This is a genomic window from Flavobacterium sp. SOK18b (genome assembly GCF_014156605.1).
Lineage (GTDB): Bacteria > Bacteroidota > Bacteroidia > Flavobacteriales > Flavobacteriaceae > Flavobacterium > Flavobacterium tiangeerense.
Window position 1 is genome coordinate 19,276 of sequence record NZ_QKNZ01000010.1, and the last position, 21,618, is coordinate 40,893.

Here is a 21,618-nt window from a genome sequence, read left to right on the forward strand (position 1 = left end):
CTTCTTTGTGCACGTAGCGGTTAAAAGAAATAAAAATGGAAAGAACACAGTACAAACAAGAAATAAATATGACCGAAGCATTGATGAATCGCATCAATGAACTAATCAGTCATTATCCTGAAGGCAAACAAAAATCAGCTTTGTTACCCGTTTTGCACGAAGTACAAGATGCTCACAATGATTGGTTGAGTATTGAATTACAGGACAAGGTTGCCGAGATACTAGCGATTAAGCCAGTAGAGGTTTATGAGGTTGTGTCGTTTTATACCATGTTTAACAGAAGACCTGTAGGGAAATACATGTTTGAGTTTTGTCAAACTTCTCCATGTTGTTTGAATGGTGTAGAGGACTTGATGGATTATACTTGTAACAAACTTGGTGTAAAAGTAGGGGAACCTACTCAGGACGGTCTTTTTGAAGTTAGAGGAGTGGAATGTTTAGGTGCTTGTGGATATGCCCCTATGATGCAATTGGGTGATTTTTACAAAGAACATTTGACAAAAGACAAAGTAGATCAGTTAATTGAAGATTGCAAGAACAATACAATAATGCTACACGATAAATAATATGTCACAGAAAATATTATTAGATAAAGTAAATATTCCAGGAATTAAGACCTATGAAGTGTATCGTGCCAATGGAGGATATGCATCAGTAGAGAAAGCCTTGAAGAGTTTAACACCTGATGAAGTTGTAGAAGAGGTGAAAACTTCTGGACTACGAGGTCGAGGTGGAGCTGGGTTTCCTGCTGGAATGAAATGGAGTTTTATCGACAAAAAATCAGGAAAGCCAAGACATTTAGTTTGTAATGCGGATGAGTCTGAACCGGGAACTTTCAAAGATCGCTATTTGATGGAATACATTCCGCATTTATTGATTGAAGGGATGATCACTTCTAGCTATGCATTGGGAGCAAATCTCTCATACATCTACATTCGTGGAGAATACATGTGGGTTTATAAAATATTAGAGCGAGCCATTGCCGAAGCTAAAGCTGCAGGTTGGTTAGGAAAAAATATTTTGGGTTCAGGGTATGATCTTGATTTATATGTACAAATAGGTGGTGGTGCATACATTTGTGGTGAAGAAACGGCACTTATTGAATCATTAGAAGGGAAAAGAGGAAATCCTCGAATCAAGCCGCCATTTCCTGCAATTTCAGGACTTTGGGCAAACCCAACGGTTGTGAATAATGTAGAAACTATTGCAGCTGTGCCTTGGATAATAAACAATTCAGGTGCAGATTATGCCAAGATAGGAATAGGAAGATCAACAGGGACCAAATTAATTTCGGCTTCGGGACATATTAAAAATCCTGGTGTTTATGAAATTGAATTGGGCTTAAGTGTTTACGAATTCATGAATTCTGACGAGTATTTAGGTGGAATGAGTTCAGACAGACCTTTGAAAGCTTTTGTGCCTGGAGGAAGTTCAGTACCAGTATTACCTGCTGATTTAATTTATAAAACTGCCAATGGCGAGGATCGTTTAATGACCTACGAATCACTTAGTGACGGAGGTTTTGCAACAGGTTCTATGTTAGGATCGGGTGGATTTATAGTTTACAATGATACAGCATGTATTGTTCGTAATACTTGGAATTTCTCTCGTTTTTACCACCATGAAAGTTGTGGACAATGTTCTCCTTGTCGTGAAGGAACGGGATGGATGGAAAAGGTATTGCATAGAATAGAGAATGGCCACGGTCGTGAAGAAGATATCGAATTGCTATTGAGCATTCAAAGTAAAATTGAAGGAAATACAATTTGTCCACTAGGTGATGCGGCAGCTTGGCCAGTAGCAGCAGCAATTCGTCACTTTAGAGATGAGTTTGAATACCACATTCGTTACCCAGAAAAAATTAAAAATAGAGATCATTTTGTAGCGGAGCCTTTTTCAAGTGTAAAACATTTAGTAGCGAAGCAAACAGTATAATTTGTTTCAGGACTCAGGTTGAATAACTTGAAACATGAAACTTTAAGACGTTAAGACTTTAAACATGAAAGTAACCATAGACGGTCAAAGCATAGAAGTAGAACCAGGAACAACAATCCTGCAGGCAGCACGTATGATAGGTGGAGAAGTAGTTCCGCCAGCGATGTGCTATTACTCTAAACTAAAAGGAAGCGGTGGAAAATGCCGTTGTTGTTTAGTAGAAGTTGCAAAAGGAAGTGAAGCTGATCCTAGACCAATGCCTAAATTAATGGCATCATGTGTAACTGGTTGTATGGACGGAATGGAAGTGAATAGTAAATCATCTCCACGTGTACAAGAAGCCAGAAAATCAGTAACAGAGTTTTTGTTGATTAATCACCCATTAGATTGTCCGGTTTGTGATCAAGCTGGAGAATGTGATTTGCAAAACTTAAGCTTTGAACACGGAAAGTCAGAATCGAGATTCATTGAAGAAAAAAGAACATTTGAACCAGAAGACGTTGGTCCCAATATTCAATTACACATGAACCGTTGTATTCTTTGCTACCGTTGTGTGATGGTTGCTGATCAATTGACAGACGATCGTGTACATGGAGTTATGGATAGAGGAGATCATTCTAATATATCAACGTGTATTTCAAAAGCGGTTGATAATGAGTTTTCTGGAAACATGATTGATGTGTGCCCAGTTGGGGCTTTAACAGATAAAACATTTAGATTCAAATCTAGAGTTTGGTTTAGTAAGCCATACAATGCACATAGAGATTGTCCTACCTGCTCTGGAAAAACTACAGTATGGATGTTTGGTGACGAAATTCAACGTGTTACAGGAAGAAAAGATGAATACCATGAAGTTGACGAATTTATTTGTAACGGATGTCGTTTTGATCACAAAGACTTAAAAGATTGGACTATTGAAGGACCAAGAGCTTTTGAAAAAGACTCGGTAATCAACCAAAATAAATACAACAGAAAGTTACAGAAAGTTGAAATTGCTACGGAGGAAACCATTTTAAAAGGTAGAGAAACGGATCGTAAAAAAATCAGTATGGCACAAATTCCATTGACACAAGAAGATATTATGAATCAAAAAAGCTTGGGTAATAATGGATAGCGTATTTATCATAGAAAAAAGTGTTGTTATACTTGTTGTTTTTGCTTTAACAATGTTAATGGCCATGTACTCAACATGGGCAGAACGTAAAGTAGCTGCTTGGCTTCAAGACCGTGTGGGTCCGAATAGAGCAGGGCCTTTTGGTCTTTTTCAGCCACTTGCAGATGGTTTAAAATTATTTTCAAAGGAAGAATTTGAACCTAATACTCCCAACCGATTTTTGTTTTTTGTAGGTCCAGCTATTGCTATGAGTACTGCTTTGATGACTAGTGCGGTAATTCCTTGGGGAGATAGATTGCATTTATTTGGTAGAGATATTTTACTTCAAGCAACTGATTTAAATATTGGTTTGTTGTACTTTTTTGGAGTAGTATCAGTGGGTGTTTACGGAATCATGATTGGTGGATGGGCCTCTAACAATAAGTTCTCTCTGATGGGAGCTGTTCGTGCTGCATCACAAATGGTTTCGTATGAAGTAGCCATGGGACTTTCTATGATTGCTTTATTAATGATGACAGGTACTTTAAGTTTAAGAGAGATATCTGCGCAACAAGCAGGGATGAATTGGAATGTATTTTACCAGCCTTTATCATTTGTTATTTTCTTGATTTGTGCTTTTGCTGAAACAAACAGAACTCCTTTTGATTTAGCTGAATGCGAAAGTGAACTTATTGGTGGTTATCATACGGAATATTCCTCGATGAAAATGGGTTTTTATTTATTTGCAGAATATGCTAATATGTTCATTTCTTCGACTATTTTAGCGGTCTTGTTTTTTGGAGGGTACAACTATCCAGGAATGAGTTGGGTTGTGGAGAATTGGGGTGTAAATATTGGAAATATAATAGGTTTTGCTGCATTATTTGTAAAACTATGTGGTTTTATCTTTTTCTACATGTGGGTAAGATGGACTATTCCAAGATTTAGATACGATCAATTAATGAATTTAGGATGGAGAATATTAATTCCGCTATCGATCATTAATATTATGATTACCGGAATTGTAATTTTGAGAGCAGATATTGCTGCTTATTTAGGATTTTAATTAGTACCGAAAAGCCCTAGCCCTGATAGTAGTGGAAATCCTTTTTGTTTTTTCTTTAAAAACAAAAAGATTGAAACGAATAGCAGGATTAAGCTTCAAATAAAAATAAAAAATGTCAATAGAAAGTATATCCTTATCGGGAAGAAAAAAGTTAGTCTCTAACAAAGAGATGACTTTTTGGGAAAGAATGTATCTTGTAGCGATTATCAAGGGATTGATAATTACAATCCAGCATTTATTTACTAGAAAAGTAACCATTCAGTACCCTGAGCAAGTAAGAAAAATGAGTCCGGTGTATCGTGGACAGCACATGTTGAAACGAGATGAGCAAGGTAGAGAAAATTGTACAGCATGTGGTTTGTGTGCTCTTTCTTGTCCTGCTGAAGCCATCACGATGAAAGCTGAGGAAAGAAAAGCGGATGAAAAACACTTATACCGTGAGGAAAAATATGCTTCGATATATGAAATCAATATGTTGCGTTGCATTTTTTGCGGGTTGTGCGAAGAGGCTTGTCCGAAAGACGCAATTTACCTAACCACATCTAAAGTTCTTGTTCCAGCTAGTTATGAGAGAGAAGATTTTATCTTTGGTAAAGATAAACTAGTGATGCCGCTTGAAATGGCAATTCAAAATGCTCAACTAAAAAACGCTAACTAATGTCTACAATACTTATAATTTTTTGTGTATTGGCTGCTATCACTTTAGCAACTGCTTTTTTAACCATCTTTAGTAGAAACCCAATTCACAGTGCTATTTATTTGGTGATTTGTTTCTTTTCTATTGCAGGTCATTATTTGTTATTAAACTCGCAATTCTTGGCCATAGTACATGTGATTGTATATTCAGGAGCTATCATGATTTTGTTTTTGTTTACGATCATGTTGATGAATCTGAACGAGGAGAAGGAAGTTCACCGACCAAGAATTACACGATTGGGAGCAATTGTTTCTTTTTGTTTGATTTGTTTAGTACTGATTGCGATTTTTATCAATTCAAAACCAATTGTAGGGGAGTATGTAACTACGGGTGAAGATTATCAATCTATTAAAGTATTGGGTAAAATACTCTTGAATGAATATATGGTTCCGTTTGAATTTGCTTCTATATTACTATTGGTTGCGATGATAGGAACTGTGTTATTGTCTAAAAAAGAAAAATTGCAAAAATAAAATGAATAATATTTTAAACCACATTGGTATAGAAAACTATATTTTCCTGAGCGTAATACTTTTTTGTATTGGTGTTTTTGGGGTGTTGTACAGACGAAATGCTATTATTGTATTTATGTCAATTGAAATTATGCTGAATGCCGTTAACTTACTTTTTGTTGCCTTTTCAACATACCATCAAGACGCGCAAGGACAGGTTTTTGTGTTTTTCTCTATGGCAGTTGCTGCTGCAGAAGTTGCGGTAGGATTGGCCATTCTAGTTTCTATTTTTAGAAATTTAGGTTCGATTACAATTGATAATTTAAAAAACTTAAAAGGATAAATGGAAATGAATACCAATATAGCTTTAGTTTTAGTTCTCGCTCCTTTTTTAGGATTTTTAATTAATGTTTTCTTTGGCAAAAGCCTAGGTAAAACAGTTTCTGGAATTGTAGGTACGCTTGCAGTTTTCATTTCTTTTATTGCTGCTTGTTTTTTCTTTGGTGCAAATGCTGCGCAGCCAAATGGCTTTCAAATTTCACTTTTTGATTGGATTCAAATCAGTAATTTTAAAGTTGATTTCGGATTTTTATTAGATCAACTTTCTATTTTATGGTTGCTTTTTGTAACAGGAATTGGTTCTTTGATTCATTTGTATTCTATCAGTTATATGCATGACGATGAAAATATGCACAAGTTTTTTGCGTATTTGAATTTGTTTGTATTTTTTATGATCACACTTGTTGTAGGAAGTAATTTACTAGTCATGTTCATCGGTTGGGAAGGCGTAGGGCTTTGTTCGTATTTGCTAATTGGTTTTTGGTATAAAAACCAAGAATATAATGATGCAGCTAAGAAAGCATTCATCATGAACCGTATTGGTGATTTAGGATTATTGATAGGGATATTTATTGTAGGTAATTTATTTTCGACACTAGATTATACCACTTTAAAAACTGCAATTGCTGGAGCAACTAATCTTGATTTATATTGGTTAACAGTAGCAGGTTTTGCATTGTTTATAGGTGCTTGTGGTAAATCGGCACAAATTCCTTTGTATACGTGGTTGCCAGATGCAATGGCAGGACCAACACCAGTTTCAGCATTAATACATGCTGCTACCATGGTAACTGCTGGTATATTCATGATTACTAGATTGAATTTTGTATTTGATTTGTTGCCTGAAGTACAACATGTCATAGCTATAGTAGGTGCTGCAACAGCTCTTGTTGCTGCCACTATTGGTTTAGTTCAAAATGATATCAAAAAAGTATTGGCCTACTCAACGGTATCGCAGTTAGGTTTGATGTTCTTAGCATTAGGTTTAGGAGCTTATGAAGTTGCGGTTTTTCATGTGATTACGCACGCTTTTTTCAAGGCTTGTTTGTTTTTAGGTTCAGGATCAGTTATTCATGCATTGCACGGAGAGCAAGATATGCGCAACATGGGTGGATTGAAAAAAGCAATGCCCATTACTTTTGCAACCATGTTGATTGCTTCTTTAGCAATATCTGGAGTTCCATTATTCTCTGGTTTTTTCTCGAAAGACGAAATTTTATTGGTAGCATTCCATCATAATATCCCGTTATGGGTAGTTGCTTCTATTGCTTCTATAATGACTGCATTTTATATGTTCCGTTTGATGTTTTTAACATTCTACAAAGAATTTAGAGGTACTGCTGAACAAAAGCATCATCTGCATGAAAGTCCTGCATTAATTACTGCACCCTTAGTTATTTTAGCAATATTAGCTACAATTGGTGGTGTGATTAGTTTGCCTGGAAACAGTTGGTTGAATCATTATTTGATTCCAATTTTACCAAAATTAGCTGCCGCAGAACACCATCTTGGAACTACAGAATACATTTTAATGGCAATTGCTGTTGTTGGTGGATTGGTAGGAATAGGAATCGCTTACAGTAAATATATCAAACAAAATTCGGTTCCTACTTCAGATGAAAGCATCACTGGATTTGCAAAAGTACTTTATAACAAATATTATGTTGATGAAGGATATGATTTGTTATTTGTGAAGCCAATTAATGTATTATCTCGCTTTTTTAGAGATACCGTAGAAACGGGATTATCAGCAATTGTTTTCGGTTTTGGAAAAGTAACAAATGAAATCAGTTACCAAGGTAAAAAAATTCAAAGTGGAAGTATTGGATTATATCTTTTTGTTTTTGTTTTAGGATTGTGTGCTATTGTATCCTACTTGTTTCTGGTTTAGTGTTAGATTATAAATTTCAGTAATATTAAATATCTTTTAAAAGTCATGATGAGTGGCTTTTGAAATCATTAAAAATTTTCAAATGAACGTATCTCTAATTTTAATTATACTTTTGATTGGTGCCTTTGCAACCTTATTAGTTGGAAATAAGTTAGCTTCAAAAGTAGCTTTGTTTTTTGGGTTAGTTTCAGCTGTAGCTTCTTTTGTGTTGCTCAATCAATATAATGCTGGTGTAAATATTAATTTTATAAGTCCATGGATTAGTAAGCCAGCAGTTTCTTTTGCATTAACTGCAGATGGATTGTCTTTAGTGATGTTATTATTAACTACTATTTTGACACCTATTATTATTTTTTCATCATTTGGAAATCAATATCAAAACTCGAAATCTTTTTATGCATTGGTCTTGTTTATGTCCTTTGCTATGGTGGGTACCTTTTTAGCTTCTGATGGATTGCTTTATTATATCTTTTGGGAATTAGCGTTAGTGCCTATTTATTTTATAGCTCTTATTTGGGGTAACGGTAATTCTGATGAACGTAAAAAAGCTGTTGTAAAGTTTTTCATTTATACCTTAGCAGGATCTTTGTTTATGTTAGTGGCTTTTGTGTATTTGTACCAAAAAGCTGGTAGTTTTTTAATTCAAGATCTTTATGCTTTAAATTTATCGAGATCAGAGCAATTTTGGATTTTTCTAGCCTTCTTCTTGGCGTATGCTATAAAAATTCCTTTAATACCTTTCCATACTTGGCAAGCTAATGTGTATCAAAAAGCTCCAACTGTAGGAACCATGCTTTTGTCAGGTATCATGTTAAAGATGGGTTTGTATAGTGTGATCCGTTGGCAATTACCATTAGCACCAGTTACGGCTCATGAGTACAAATACTTACTTATTGGTATAGGGCTTGTGGGAGTTGTGTATGGTTCTATCGTAGCATTAAAACAAAGAGATTTAAAAAAATTATTAGCGTATTCCTCTTTGGCACACGTTGGTTTGATTGCCTCTGGAACTTATGCCTTAAATCTTGATGGTTTTAGAGGTGCAATTTTACAAATGATTGCTCACGGGTTTGTTGTGGTAGGTTTGTTTTTTGTTGCTGAAATCATTTCTAGAAGATATGAAACAAGAGTAATTTCAGAAATGGGAGGTATTCGTGTACAAGCACCAAAATTTACTTCTTTGTTTTTAATTTTAGTTTTAGCATCGGTGGCGTTGCCTACTACGTTTAACTTTATAGGTGAGTTCACAGTTTTATATAGTTTGTCCACAGTAAATATTTGGTTTGCAATTGTAGGTGGTACTACAATTATATTAGGGGCTTACTACATGTTAAAAATGTTTCAACACGCTATGTTGGGTGAAACTAACTCTAAAGTTTTTACAGATGTTACAGCAAGTGAGACCGTATCGTTGTTAATTATAGTTGGTGTTTTATTCTTTTTTGGGATGTATCCAAAACCAATTAATGATTTGATAACACCAGCATTAGAACAAATTCTTTTGTTAACGCAAAGGTATTAGTACGCAAGAAGCATAACATTTTAGATCAAAATAAAAGAAATACAAATTAATTAGGTTTATAGATTTTAACATTAGTTGTTTTTTCATTCTATTGTGTAAATCCTAAATCAAACAATCAACAAATGAATACATTAATAGCTATAATAGGATTAGGTGTTTTATGCCTTTTGTTCGAAATTTTTAACCTTAGAAAAGCAATTGTACCAATTTCTATATTGGGTTTATTAGCAGTTTTGGGCTTAACAGTTTCTGAGTTTAATACGGCCGAAAGTTATTACAACAATATGATTGCAGTAAGTACATTCTCATCTGCGTTTTCATGTTTGTTTATTGTTTTGACAATTTTTTTAATTGCCTTAGGTCATAATTTTTATGAAAATCACCAATCTAAAATTTCCGATTTTATTGCTATTAAAATTTTCTTATTAGCTGGTGCGGTAGCTATGGTTTCTTTTGGGAATCTTGCAATGTTCTTTTTAGGGATCGAAGTTTTATCAATTGCTCTTTATATTCTTGCTGCTAGTGATCGTATGAATTTAAAAAGTAATGAAGCTGGAATGAAGTATTTCTTGATGGGATCTTTTGCTTCTGGGATTATTCTTTTTGGAATTTGTTTGATATATGGCGCAATGGGTAGTTTTGATGTTATTGAAATTTCTGAGCTTTCTCGTTCTGCGGAATTACCAGTTTGGTTTCCTATTGGTATTGTATTGCTTACTATTGGAATGTTGTTCAAAGTGGCAGCTGTTCCATTTCATTTCTGGGCACCTGATGTTTATGAGGGTTCACCAGCATTAACGACTGCGTTAATGAGTACCTTAGCAAAGGTTGTGGCAATGGCTACTTTGTATAAATTACTTTCTGTGTTGAATGCAGACATGACAGAGTCATTCAAAATAATAGTAGTTGTTATATCTATGGCGTCTATGACTGTGGGTAATATCATGGCATTGAGACAAACTAATGTAAAGCGTATGCTTGCTTTTTCGGGGATATCTCATGCAGGTTTTATGTTAATGACTTTGTTAAGCCTTTCTACTTCTGCAGGTAGCTTGTTGTATTATGCTTCAGCATATTCTCTTGCCGGAATGGCTGCTTTTAGTGTGTTGCTATATGTTTGTAAAAATAGAGATAACGAGGATATTGTAAATTTTCATGGACTTGGTAAAACAAATCCAATACTTGCTGCAATCCTTACTGCTTCATTGTTATCTATGGCTGGTATTCCTATTTTTGCAGGTTTCTTTGCAAAATTAGTTTTGTTTAGTGAAACCATTCAAGCGGGTTATTTGGCTTTAGTAATTGTAGCAGTTGTGAACTCAATTATAAGTGTGGGCTATTACTTCAAATTAATTTTAGCCATGTATACTAAAGATGCTAATGAAGAGCGAAAAGGAACTCCAGTAATTATTTATGCCGTGGCAGTTAGTGCTATTGTGTTAAATATTGCCTTAGGTTTATTTCCTTCATTAGTTTTAGATATTTTGTAAAAAGTCAAGTCTTTCAATTATACTAAAAACCATCAAGAGTAATTTTGATGGTTTTTTTTATGAATGCCTTAACGTTATAACTATGCTGGCTCTAGATATATTTTTATAAATTTGTATATACAAATTACATAATCGCTTTCTAAATATAACATTATGGGAAATACTTTAAAAATACAAATCTGGTCGGATATCATGTGTCCGTATTGTTACATTGGAAAAAGAAGAATAGAAGGTGCTTTGCAAAATTTCGAGCACAAAGATGCTGTCGAAATTGAGTGGAAAAGTTTTCAACTAGATCCTAATTTTGTGGCTTCTGCCAATGATAGTTTAGTAGAACATTTAGCTGAAAAATATAAAAAAGATGAAGTTTGGGCTCAAGAAATGCTGGATAGTATGACTCAAAACGCCAAGAATTCTGGTTTAGATTTTCATTTTGAAAAAGCTATCATGGCTAATTCTCAGCATGCACATCGGTTATTGCATTTAGCCAAAAAGTTCAATTGTGCCGATGCTTTGAAAGAGTTGTTGTTTAGAGGATATTTGTCAGATGGTAAAGATATCAATGATCTTAATGCGTTAAAAAATATGGCGCTTGAAGTAGGATTGAATTCAGAATCTATTGATGAAGTTTTACAAACAGATGCTTTTGCTGATGAAGTGCAAAAAGACATGTTGGAGGCGCAAAACATCGGTGTTCAAGGAGTTCCCTTTTTTGTATTCGATGCCAAGTATGCCATATCTGGCGCACAGCATGAGGAAACCTTTTTAAAAACACTTCAAAAAGTTTGGGATGAAGGTGCGTTTGATTTTAAAGTTACTGTTCTAAGTAATAACGAGGGCAATAGTTGTGGAGTTGAAGGTTGCGATTAAAACTTTTTTCAAGAAGTAATTAAGGCTGTCAGTAATGACAGCCTTTTTTTTGAATATTGGTACTAGATATAGATTTTCTTAATATGTATAAGCGATACAAAATAGCTGAATTTGTAATTCACGATTGGCATGCCTTATTTTGTATTTTAATTTTTACTTAGTTGCTCTACAATTAAGACGCATCTGTCGATACTTTTGTGCTATTCATCGAAAAAAATGTAGGTTCAAAATGTTGAATTTTAAATTTAACTACGGTTATGTTTATTGCCAATCTAAAGGTAATTGTTTGTATCAGTTTTTTCCACTAAGTTAAGAGGCCAAGATTAAATATGTAGGCGTTTCTTTATTTTTTGATTATACTGGACGTTGCAATCCCCATTTTTTAGAGGGGTTCTGACGTATTTTATCGGTTTTAAAAGCTCTTTCATCTAATTTATACTAGGCTAGTATTGAATGCTTAAATTATATTTTAATTTTGCATTTTCTAATAAAACCGTTAACAGTGTTTTAACGTAAATTTTAATATCATTATTTAATACCATCATTTATTTTTTTGTTTACATCATAAAGTTAGACCATATGAAAAAAAAATACTTTTTGAATAAATTTATTTCACTGCATTTTTTTCAAACAATTGCGATACAATTTTTTATTGTACTGTTATTGTTTAGCGGAGCAATTGTAAAGGCACAGCCTCTATGTGGTCCCGTGCTTACGTTTTATCAAACCGTAGGTAATGCAACTACTCTGAAAACAGAGGTAAAAAAATACAATCAGTTTACGCAAACTTTTTCTACAATAGCAGAATTGGAAGGTGTAAACAATTCAAGTGCCAGTAATAGTGCTTATAACTATGTCACTCAATATGTATATAGTAGTTTAGGCTCAAATACTGTAAGGGTTTATGATCCGGCCAATAATTACAAACACGTCGGAACTATCCAGTTAAGCGGAACTTTAGTTAATTTCAGTAACACCTTGTTTGCAGAGGGAAATAAAGTAGGTTTTGTAAACAATAGTAAAATAATTAGTTTTAACGTTAATGGATTATCGTTGTCTACTACATCTACCACTACTGTGGCAGTAACTGAAACTCCGGTAACTGGTACATTTGTAGCGTGCGCTGATTACGCTTTGTTAAATAATGTGATTTATGGTATAACGGGCACAAACTTATACGCCATAAATTTAGCTACAGGTGTTTCTACAGTTCGTTCATTAACAGTTGATTCAACACTTGACAATATTCCTCCGTCAGGAACGGGTTACGGTGCGGCTTGGCAGGACTTTAGTGGTAATTTTTATGCATTTAACAATGGTTCAGGAGGTATTTATCGTATTGATAATGTAGCAAATTCTGCATCCACTACACTTAAAAAAGTCTTTATTGCGTCACCTTCAAATTCAAATGACGGTTTTGCTTGCGAATTAACTTTAGATTTATTGGATTATGATGGTGACGGAATTGGAAACAGTATTGATTTAGATGATGATAATGATGGTATTTTGGATACATCAGAAGGAAATGGTTCAGGTCTTTCGCCAGATGGTGATCAGGATGGAGATGGAATTGCAAATTATCGAGACACTAATATTCCGGGTTATGTTGATTCTAATGGAGATGGTGTAAATGATAATTTTGATCACGATATTGATGGCACGCCAGACGCTTATGATACTGATTCTGACAATGATGGTTGCGTAGATGCTAATGAAGCTTATGCTTTATCAGGAACAGATACTAATGGTGATGGAACGTATGGTGGAATCGTAGCTCCGTATAATTCTACTAATCCAACGAATGTTTCAGGAGTTGCTGCTGATGGCAAAGTAAATGCTGCTAGTTATAGCGGTACAAATACAAATGTTATCACGGCTTCACTAGTAGCTATAACGTCACAACCATCAGATAGTTTTTCAGTAGTAAATGGTTCTGCAACTTTTACTGTGGTAGCCAATGTAAAAAGTACTACTACTTACACCGGAACGACTTCAAATAGAGTGCCTGACTATTCAGCTGCTGTTGGTACAACAACAGGTATGTCATATCAGTGGCAAGTAGATAAAGGTGCTGGCGCGGGTTGGGAGAATATCAATAATGGTGGTTCTAATCCAACATATGCCAACGCAACAGAAGCTACATTAGGGGTTAGTCAAATTACTGCTGCGATGAATGGTTATAAATACAGAGCTATAGTCAAAAATACTAGTAATGTTTGTGCTAGTTTGACAAGCTTAGAGGCAAAATTTATATCGTTAATTGCAACAAACGATTCATTTGTGTCACCCTCAGGTACTAATCCAGTAGCATTAGGAACGGTATTAACGAACGACACTCTAAACGGAGTTGCAGTAACAACAACGAATACGGATGTCACTCCAATAACGACGGGACCCATTTTAGTTGATGCCGATGGTAATGTAACTCTTGCAGCTAACACTCCAGCAGGAACATACATGGTTACTTATACAATCTGCGAAACTGGAGCAAATCCTATTAATTGTACAACCGCTACAGTAACAGTATTAGTTCCACAAGCAAACGTAGGTATTACCAAAACAGTAAATAATGGAACACCAAATGTTGGGACCAATGTAATTTTTACTTTAACTGCTAATAATGCAGGACCAAATGCGGCTACTGGTGTTGTAGTAACTGATGTTTTACCTTCAGGATACACGTTTGTGGGTGCATCAACAGCCACAGGAACCTATGCAAGTGGAACGGGAATTTGGTCCATTGGCAATTTAGCGAATGGTGCAACAGCAACGTTAACGATAACAGCCACAGTAAAGGTAACTGGAAGTTATGCAAATACTGCAACCATTAAAGCTAACGAAGCAGATCCAATACCAGGCAACAATACATCAACTAGTACACCAGTTCCAGTTCCTCTATCTAATGTAGGAATTGCTAAAACAGGAAGTACTGCTTCACCAAAAGTAGGTGGCACTATTACCTTTAACTTAACTGCAACTAATGCAGGGCCAAGTGCAGCAACGAACGTTAGAGTTAATGATCTACTACCAACGGGTTATACCTTTGTTAGTGCATTACCTTCTGCAGGTACCTATAATAATGGAACAGGTGTTTGGGCAATTGGCAATTTAGCTAATGGAGCCAACGCAACTTTATCTATAGTCGCAACAGTTAATGCTACTGGTAATTATGCTAACACAGCAACCATTGTAGCAAACGAAGTCGATCCAACACCAGGGAACAATACGTCAACATATACTGCAGTTCCATTTGATTCCTCTTCGCAAAGGGCTTGTAACGCGCCAACAACAATAGCCAATTTAAGTTTTGAAAATGCAGTGTTTTATTCAGGTAGTAATAACGGTGTTGCTAATGTGGGTGACGTGTATCGTTTTGCAAATGTAACAGCAGGTGTTGACGCTTTAGTTACAGTGGCTGCGTTTAATGGTGTAGGAGGTACACCAACCATCCAGGATATTGATATTCCAGCAGTAACTGAAGGTGTTGATGGGTTTGATTCGGCTTTTCAACCCTCTATATTAACAAACGGCGGGAATCCAGTTGCCGTTACATTTACAATCAATTTTGTTACCGCCGGAGGAACTGTAGCTAATCCAGTGCCTTTGAATTTTTATGCATCAGCTTTGGACATTGATGGTGATAATGCAAATTTAAGAGAATATGTTGAGATGTCTTTGCCTGATGCAACATTCAACTCAAGTCCAACCAGTTTAACATATACAACAACGTCAACAACTTTTAGAGGTACTGCAACTACTCCTGCAGTGCAAGCGGGTATTGGTGTGGCGCCTAGTTTTGCCTACACAAGCTATTATGAGAATCGTTCTTCAATTCAAGTTACAATGGGTGCTATAGGAGGAACTACTGTAGCTAGGCTTAATTCCCTATATTTTAAAGAGATTACTTATCCAGGAAGGGTAACAACAGTTTTGAGTGCGCCCTTAGTTTGTGGTAATGTTTCTTTACAAGGTGCTGGAGGAATTGCAGGATCTACGATAAACCTAACAGGACCAGGCAATCAAACTACTACAACAGATGCTTCGGGTAATTACTCGTTTGTGATTCCAGTTGCTAGTTTAGGTACCTATACAATTACGCAAACTAATTTAGCTGGTTATTCGAATGTTTCAGATGTTGATGGCGCAAACGACAATATTATAGGTAATTCTGTTTTTGGTTTTCAGTCAATTACGGGAAGAAATTTTATAGATGGTTTTGCCAATTTGAGAATTGCTAAAACTGTAAATAATGCTACTCCAAATGTTGGAAGTAACGTAACTTTTACCTTAACAATAAATAATGATGGTCCTGGTTCAGCAACTTCTGTAGTTGTGAATGATCAATTGCCGGCAGGTTATACCTTTGTGAGTGCAACAGCATCCGTTGGTTCTTATGATGACGTTTCAGGAATATGGACGGTTGGAAGTTTAGCGAACGCAGCTTCTGCTACTTTAGAAGTTGTAGCCACGGTAAATGCAACAGGTAGCTATGCTAATACAGCAACCATCTCAGCCAACGAAGCTGATCCAACACCTGCAAATAATACAGCAACAAGTACACCAGTTCCAGTAAACGTAGTTGATGCTGTAAATGATGATCCAATAACGGTAGCTGCAACAACAACCCCTAAAAACATTTTAAATGTTACAGGAAATGACACTCTAAATACTGTTTTAGTAACAGGATCAAATACAGATGTAACACCAATTACCACAGGACCTTTAAGTATAGATGTTGATGGTAATGTAACATTAGCTGCTAATACACCTTCTGGAACCTATACCATCACCTACCAATTGTGTGAAACTGGAGCAAGTCCAGTCAATTGCGATACTGCTACAGCAACTGTTATAGTTCAGAATCCGTTGATTGGAGTAGATGATGGGCCAATTACAGTAGCTACAGCAACAGTTCCTAAAGTTGTTTTAAATGTAACGGCTAATGATACTTTACATGGAGATTTCGTTACAGATGCCAATACTAATGTAACCCCACAAACAGTAGGACCATTAAGTATAGCAAGTAATGGCGATATCACTTTGGCAGCAAATACACCTTCTGGGACGTATACCATTACTTATGAAATATGTGAAGTTGGAGCAAGTCCAGTAAATTGTAAAACAGCCACAGCCACAATAGTAGTTTTAAATGCTATTGTAGCAAATCCAGATACAGCAGGAGGGCTTCCAGGAGCTACAACTGGTTCAGTTTTAGGGAATGATACCTTGAGTGGAATCCCACCAATTGATCCAGCCGATGTAATTTTAACAACAACAGTCTCAAATCCTACATTAACTTTAAATCCAGATGGTACCATTACAATAGCATCAGGAACTCCTGCAGGTCCTCAAACGTTAACCTATCAAATATGTGAAATAGGTTCTTCACCAGCTAATTGTAGTACAGCTATAGTAACTGTAAATGTTTCGCAAGCTGCAGTAGATGCCATTGTTGATGATTTTACAGCAGTACCCTATATTGGTGGAATTGGTGGAGCCACCACTTCAGTATTGAACAACGATACTCTGAATGGAACTATTTTAAATCCGGCAGACGTTGTCTTAACTTTAAGTGGAACGGTACCAACAGGTTTTGTACTTAATAATGACGGTACAATTACAGTTCCTCCTGGACAGGTTTCAGGTACGTATATAGTTTTTTACCAAATATGTGAAAAGATAAATTCATCAAACTGTGATATTGCAAATGCAAAAATTCTTATTAGTAATCAAATTAATGCGTTTGACGATACATTTGCTACACAAGTTCCAAGTACTACAGTGGCGACAACAGTTGGAAATATATTATCTAATAACGGTAATGGAGCAGATAGTTTAAATGGAGTACCAGTGACATCAGCTAATACAGATGTTACACCTATAACCACAGGTCCATTGAGTATTGATGCAGATGGGAATTTGACTTTAGCTCCTAATACAGTTTCAGGAACCTACAGTATTACTTATCAATTATGTGAAACTGGAGCAGATCCTATTAATTGTACAATTGCTACCGCAACAGTTGTAGTTTTAAATCCAATTGATGCCATTGATGATACTCCAGCAGCAGTAAATACAGGAGTAAATCCAATAACAGTGTTGAATGTAACGGATAATGATACCTTGAATGGAGAAGTAGTTACACCAACTAACAGCAATGTAACGCCTGTTTCTTCAGGTCCATTGAGTATTGATTCAAATGGGGTGTTAACGCTTGCAGGAAATACTCCAAGCGGAAGTTATACAATAACATATGAACTGTGTGAAGCCAATCCTTCAACAGGATTGAATGTGATTCCAGCAAATTGTAATACTGCTACCGCTACAATAATAGTTTTAAATCCAATCGATGCCGTAAACGATCCATCGGTAAGCGTTATTTCTAACAATACCGTTGTAACTGCATTGAATGTATTAAATAACGATGAACTTAGTAACATAGCAGCTTCTACAACCAATACAAATGTAACGCCATTAACAACAGGTCCATTAAGTATTGATGCAAACGGAATAGTAACCGTTGCGGCCAATACCCCAAGTGGAAGCTACAGCATCACGTACCAATTGTGTGAAGCCAATCCAGTAACAGGATTGAATGTAAGCCCAGCAAATTGCGATACTGCTACAGCTACAGTTGTGGTAAACAATCCAATCGATGCCGTAAATGATCCATCAGTAACTATTGCATCAAACAATACGGTTGTAACAGCATTAAACGTATTAGCCAATGATACATTAGGTAATATAGCAGCCACTACAACCAATACGAATGTAACTGCTTTAACAACAGGTCCATTAAGTATTGATGCTAACGGAATAGTAACCCTTGCGGCTAATACTCCAAGTGGAACGTACAGCATCACGTACCAATTGTGCGAGGCTGATTCATCAACAGGATTGAACGTAACACCAGCTAATTGTGATAACGCAACTGCTACAGTAGTGGTTTTAAATCCAATCGATGCTGTAAATGACGGTCCAATAACGGTAGCTAGTGGCGCGACCCCTACAAACATTTTAAATGTTACAGGCAATGACACTCTAAATACTGTTTTAGTAAGTGGGTCAAATACGGATGTAACGCCAATTACCACAGGGCCTTTAAGTATAGATGCTGATGGTAATGTAACATTAGCTGCTAATACACCATCTGGAACCTATACCATCACCTACCAATTGTGTGAAATAGGAGCGAGTCCAGCCAATTGCGATACAGCTACAGCAACTGTTGTAGTTCAGAATCTGTTGGTTGCAGTAAATGATACACCGGCAGCAGTAGCTACATCATCAGTTCCTAAAGTTGTTTTAAATGTTACAGCTAATGATACTCTGCATGGAGATTTCGTTACAGATGCCAATACTAATGTTACGCCACAAACAGCAGGACCATTAAGTATAGCAAGTAATGGCGATATCACTTTGGCAGCAAATACACCTTCTGGGACGTATACCATTACTTATGAAATATGTGAGGTGGGAGCAGATCCTGCAAATTGTAAAACAGCCACAGCCACAATAGTAGTTTTAAATGCTATTGTAGCAAATCCAGATACAACAGGAGGGCTTCCAGGAGCTACAACTGGTTCAGTTTTAGGGAATGATACCTTGAGTGGAATCCCACCAGTTGATCCAGCCGATGTAATTTTAACAACAACAGTCTCAAATCCTACATTAACATTAAATCCAGATGGTACCATTACAATAGCGCCAGGTACTCCTGCAGGAACTCAAACGTTAACCTATCAAATATGTGAAATAGGTTCTTCACCAGCTAATTGTAGTACAGCTATAGTAACTGTAAATGTTTCACAAGCTGCAGTAGATGCCATTGTTGATGATTTTACAGCAGTACCCTACACTGGTGGAATTGGTGGAACCACCACTTCAGTATTGAACAACGATACTCTGAATGGAACTATTTTAAATCCGGCAGATGTTGTATTAACTTTAAGTGGAACAGCACCAGCAGGTTTTGTACTTAATAGTGATGGTACAATTACAGTTCCTCCTGGACAGGTTTCAGGTACCTATATGGTTTTTTACCAAATATGTGAAAAGATAAATTCATCAAACTGTGATATTGCAAATGCAAAAATTCTTATTAGTAATCAAATTAATGCGTTTGACGATACATTTGCTACACAAGTTCCAAGTACTACAGTGGCGACAACAGTTGGAAATGTATTAGCTAATAACGGTAATGGAGCAGATAATTTAAATGGAATAGCAGTTACATCAGCTAATACAGATGTTACACCTATAACTACAGGTCCATTGAGTATTGATGCAGATGGGAATTTGACTCTAGCTCCTAATACAGTTTCAGGAATCTATAGTATTACTTATCAATTATGTGAAACCGGAGCAGATCCTATTAATTGTACAACTGCTACCGCAACAGTTGTAGTTTTAAATCCAATTAATGCCAATGATGATACTCCAGCAGCAATAAATGCAGGAGTAAATCCAAAAGTAGTATTGAATGTAACGGATAATGATACCTTAAATAATGTTAAAGTTACACCAACTAATACCAATGTAACCCCAGTTTCTGAAGGTCCATTGAGTATTGATTCAAATGGGGTATTAACGTTAGCAGGAAATACTCCAAGTGGAAGCTATGCCATAACATATGAACTGTGCGAAGCCAATCCTTCAACAGGATTGAATGTCATTCCAGCAAATTGTACTAGTGCTATCGCTACAATAACAGTTTTAAATCCAATCGATGCCATAGACGACCCATCGGTAACAGTTATTTCTAATAATGCCGTTGTTACTGCATTAAATGCATTAACAAATGATACGCTAAATGGAGTTGCAGTAGCAACTACCAATTCGAATGTAACGCCATTAACAACAGGTCCATTAAGTATTGATGCAAACGGAATAGTAACCGTTGCGGCTAATACCCCAAGTGGAAGCTACAGTATCACGTACCAATTGTGTGAGGCTGATTCATCAACAGGATTAAGCGTAACACCAGCAAATTGTGATTCGGCTACTGTAACGGTAGTAGTAGCTAATAGTATAGATGCTGTAAACGATCCATCTGTGAGCATTTCATCGAGTAATACTACTATTACGGCATTGAATGTATTAGTCAATGATACACTAAATGGAGTTTTAGTAACAACTATTAATACGAATGTTACTCCATTAACAACAGGTCCATTAAGTATTGATGCGGATGGAATAGTAACCTTGGCGGCTAATACCCCAACTGGAACTTACACCATTACATATGAGTTATGTGAATCTGGAACAACGCCTGCAAATTCAAATTGCGATACAGCTACTGCTACAGTGGAAGTTACCAACTCAATTGCTGCCAATAATGATACGCCAATAGCTGTAACCACCGGAGACAGCACATCAAGTGTTGTAGCCAATGATACTTTAAATGGCAATCCAGTAGTAATCGGAACCAACCCAGGGCAAGTAAGCTTGACAGGGGTAACCGTTCCAGCAGGATTAACATTGAATTCAGACGGAACGATAACGGTAAACGCGAACACACCATCAGGAACGTATACAGTAGTATATGAAATCTGTGAAATAGGGGCAAGCCCAATAAATTGCAAGCAAGCAACTGCTACAATTGTAGTTGCCAATCCAATCGTTGCTAATGATGACGCTCCAGTAGCAGTAACTGTAGGCGACAGTACTCCAAATATATTAGCCAATGATACTTTAGATGGTGTACTAAACCCAACTATTGGAACTAATCCAGGAAACGTTACCTTAAGTGGTATCACTGTTCCAGCAGGATTAACATTGAATATAAATGGAACTATTACGGTAAATGCTAACACACCATCAGGAACGTATACAGTAGTATATGAGATTTGTGAAGTAGGAGCCACACCAGCACCACCAGGAAACTGTGATCAAGCTAGTGTAACAATTGTAGTTGCCAATCCAATCGTTGCTAATGATGACGCACCAGTAGCAGTAACTGCAGGTGACACTACACCAAATATATTATCCAATGATACTTTAGATGGCGTATTAAACCCAACTATTGGAACTAATCCAGGAAACGTAACCTTAAGTGGTATCACTGTTCCAGCAGGATTGACTTTAAATGGAGATGGAACTATTACGGTAAATACTAACACACCATCAGGAACGTATACAGTAGTATATGAGATTTGTGAAGTAGGAGCCACACCAGCACCACCAGGAAACTGTGATCAAGCTAGTGTAACAATTGTAGTTGCCAATCCAATCGTTGCTAATGATGACGCACCAATAGCAGTA

General features: G+C 36.3%; 12 protein-coding genes. All 12 read left to right on the forward strand.

What is annotated here, in order from left to right; genetic code table 11:
- Window positions 1–35: 35 nt before the first annotated feature.
- The gene (locus tag DNC80_RS02180) at window positions 36–566 is read left to right on the forward strand and encodes an NAD(P)H-dependent oxidoreductase subunit E (protein ID WP_086453180.1); all 531 of its coding nucleotides are present in this window, start codon (window positions 36–38) and stop codon (window positions 564–566) included.
- Between the two features lies 1 nt (window position 567).
- A complete protein-coding gene (nuoF, locus tag DNC80_RS02185; RefSeq protein ID WP_182648824.1) occupies window positions 568–1,935 on the forward strand; it encodes an NADH-quinone oxidoreductase subunit NuoF in 1,368 nt (455 codons plus the stop codon).
- Window positions 1,936–1,999: 64 nt separating this feature from the next.
- Window positions 2,000–3,049 (forward strand): 2Fe-2S iron-sulfur cluster-binding protein, encoded by a 1,050-nt coding sequence (locus tag DNC80_RS02190; protein ID WP_182648826.1) that lies wholly within the window; start codon window positions 2,000–2,002, stop codon window positions 3,047–3,049.
- Entirely contained in the window at window positions 3,042–4,094 is a 1,053-nt protein-coding gene (nuoH, locus tag DNC80_RS02195) for an NADH-quinone oxidoreductase subunit NuoH (protein ID WP_182648828.1), read from the forward strand. The genes DNC80_RS02190 and nuoH overlap by 8 nt, the downstream gene beginning before the upstream one ends.
- A 112-nt stretch (window positions 4,095–4,206) precedes the next feature.
- Complete coding sequence (locus DNC80_RS02200) at window positions 4,207–4,752, forward strand: NADH-quinone oxidoreductase subunit I (protein ID WP_086453184.1); 546 nt, start codon at window positions 4,207–4,209, stop codon at window positions 4,750–4,752.
- A complete protein-coding gene (locus tag DNC80_RS02205; RefSeq protein ID WP_144893352.1) occupies window positions 4,752–5,264 on the forward strand; it encodes an NADH-quinone oxidoreductase subunit J in 513 nt (170 codons plus the stop codon). The genes DNC80_RS02200 and DNC80_RS02205 overlap by 1 nt, the downstream gene beginning before the upstream one ends.
- A gap of 1 nt (window position 5,265) precedes the next feature.
- Window positions 5,266–5,586 (forward strand): NADH-quinone oxidoreductase subunit NuoK, encoded by a 321-nt coding sequence (gene nuoK, locus DNC80_RS02210; protein ID WP_066079401.1) that lies wholly within the window; start codon window positions 5,266–5,268, stop codon window positions 5,584–5,586.
- A 6-nt stretch (window positions 5,587–5,592) separates the two neighbouring features.
- Window positions 5,593–7,473, forward strand: a complete 1,881-nt coding sequence (gene nuoL / locus DNC80_RS02215; protein ID WP_182648830.1) for an NADH-quinone oxidoreductase subunit L — start codon at window positions 5,593–5,595, stop codon at window positions 7,471–7,473.
- 82 nt (window positions 7,474–7,555) lie between these two features.
- Window positions 7,556–8,995 carry a NuoM family protein gene (locus DNC80_RS02220; RefSeq protein ID WP_182648832.1) on the forward strand — a complete coding sequence of 480 codons (1,440 nt, stop codon included), beginning with the start codon at window positions 7,556–7,558 and terminating at the stop codon, window positions 8,993–8,995.
- A 122-nt stretch (window positions 8,996–9,117) separates the two neighbouring features.
- The gene (locus tag DNC80_RS02225) at window positions 9,118–10,485 is read left to right on the forward strand and encodes an NADH-quinone oxidoreductase subunit N (RefSeq protein ID WP_182648834.1); all 1,368 of its coding nucleotides are present in this window, start codon (window positions 9,118–9,120) and stop codon (window positions 10,483–10,485) included.
- 153 nt (window positions 10,486–10,638) lie between these two features.
- A complete protein-coding gene (locus tag DNC80_RS02230; protein WP_182648836.1) occupies window positions 10,639–11,355 on the forward strand; it encodes a DsbA family protein in 717 nt (238 codons plus the stop codon).
- Window positions 11,356–11,952: 597 nt separating this feature from the next.
- Window positions 11,953–21,618, forward strand: a 9,666-nt coding sequence (locus DNC80_RS02235) for a DUF11 domain-containing protein (protein ID WP_220485195.1), incomplete at its 3' end; no start/stop codon positions are given.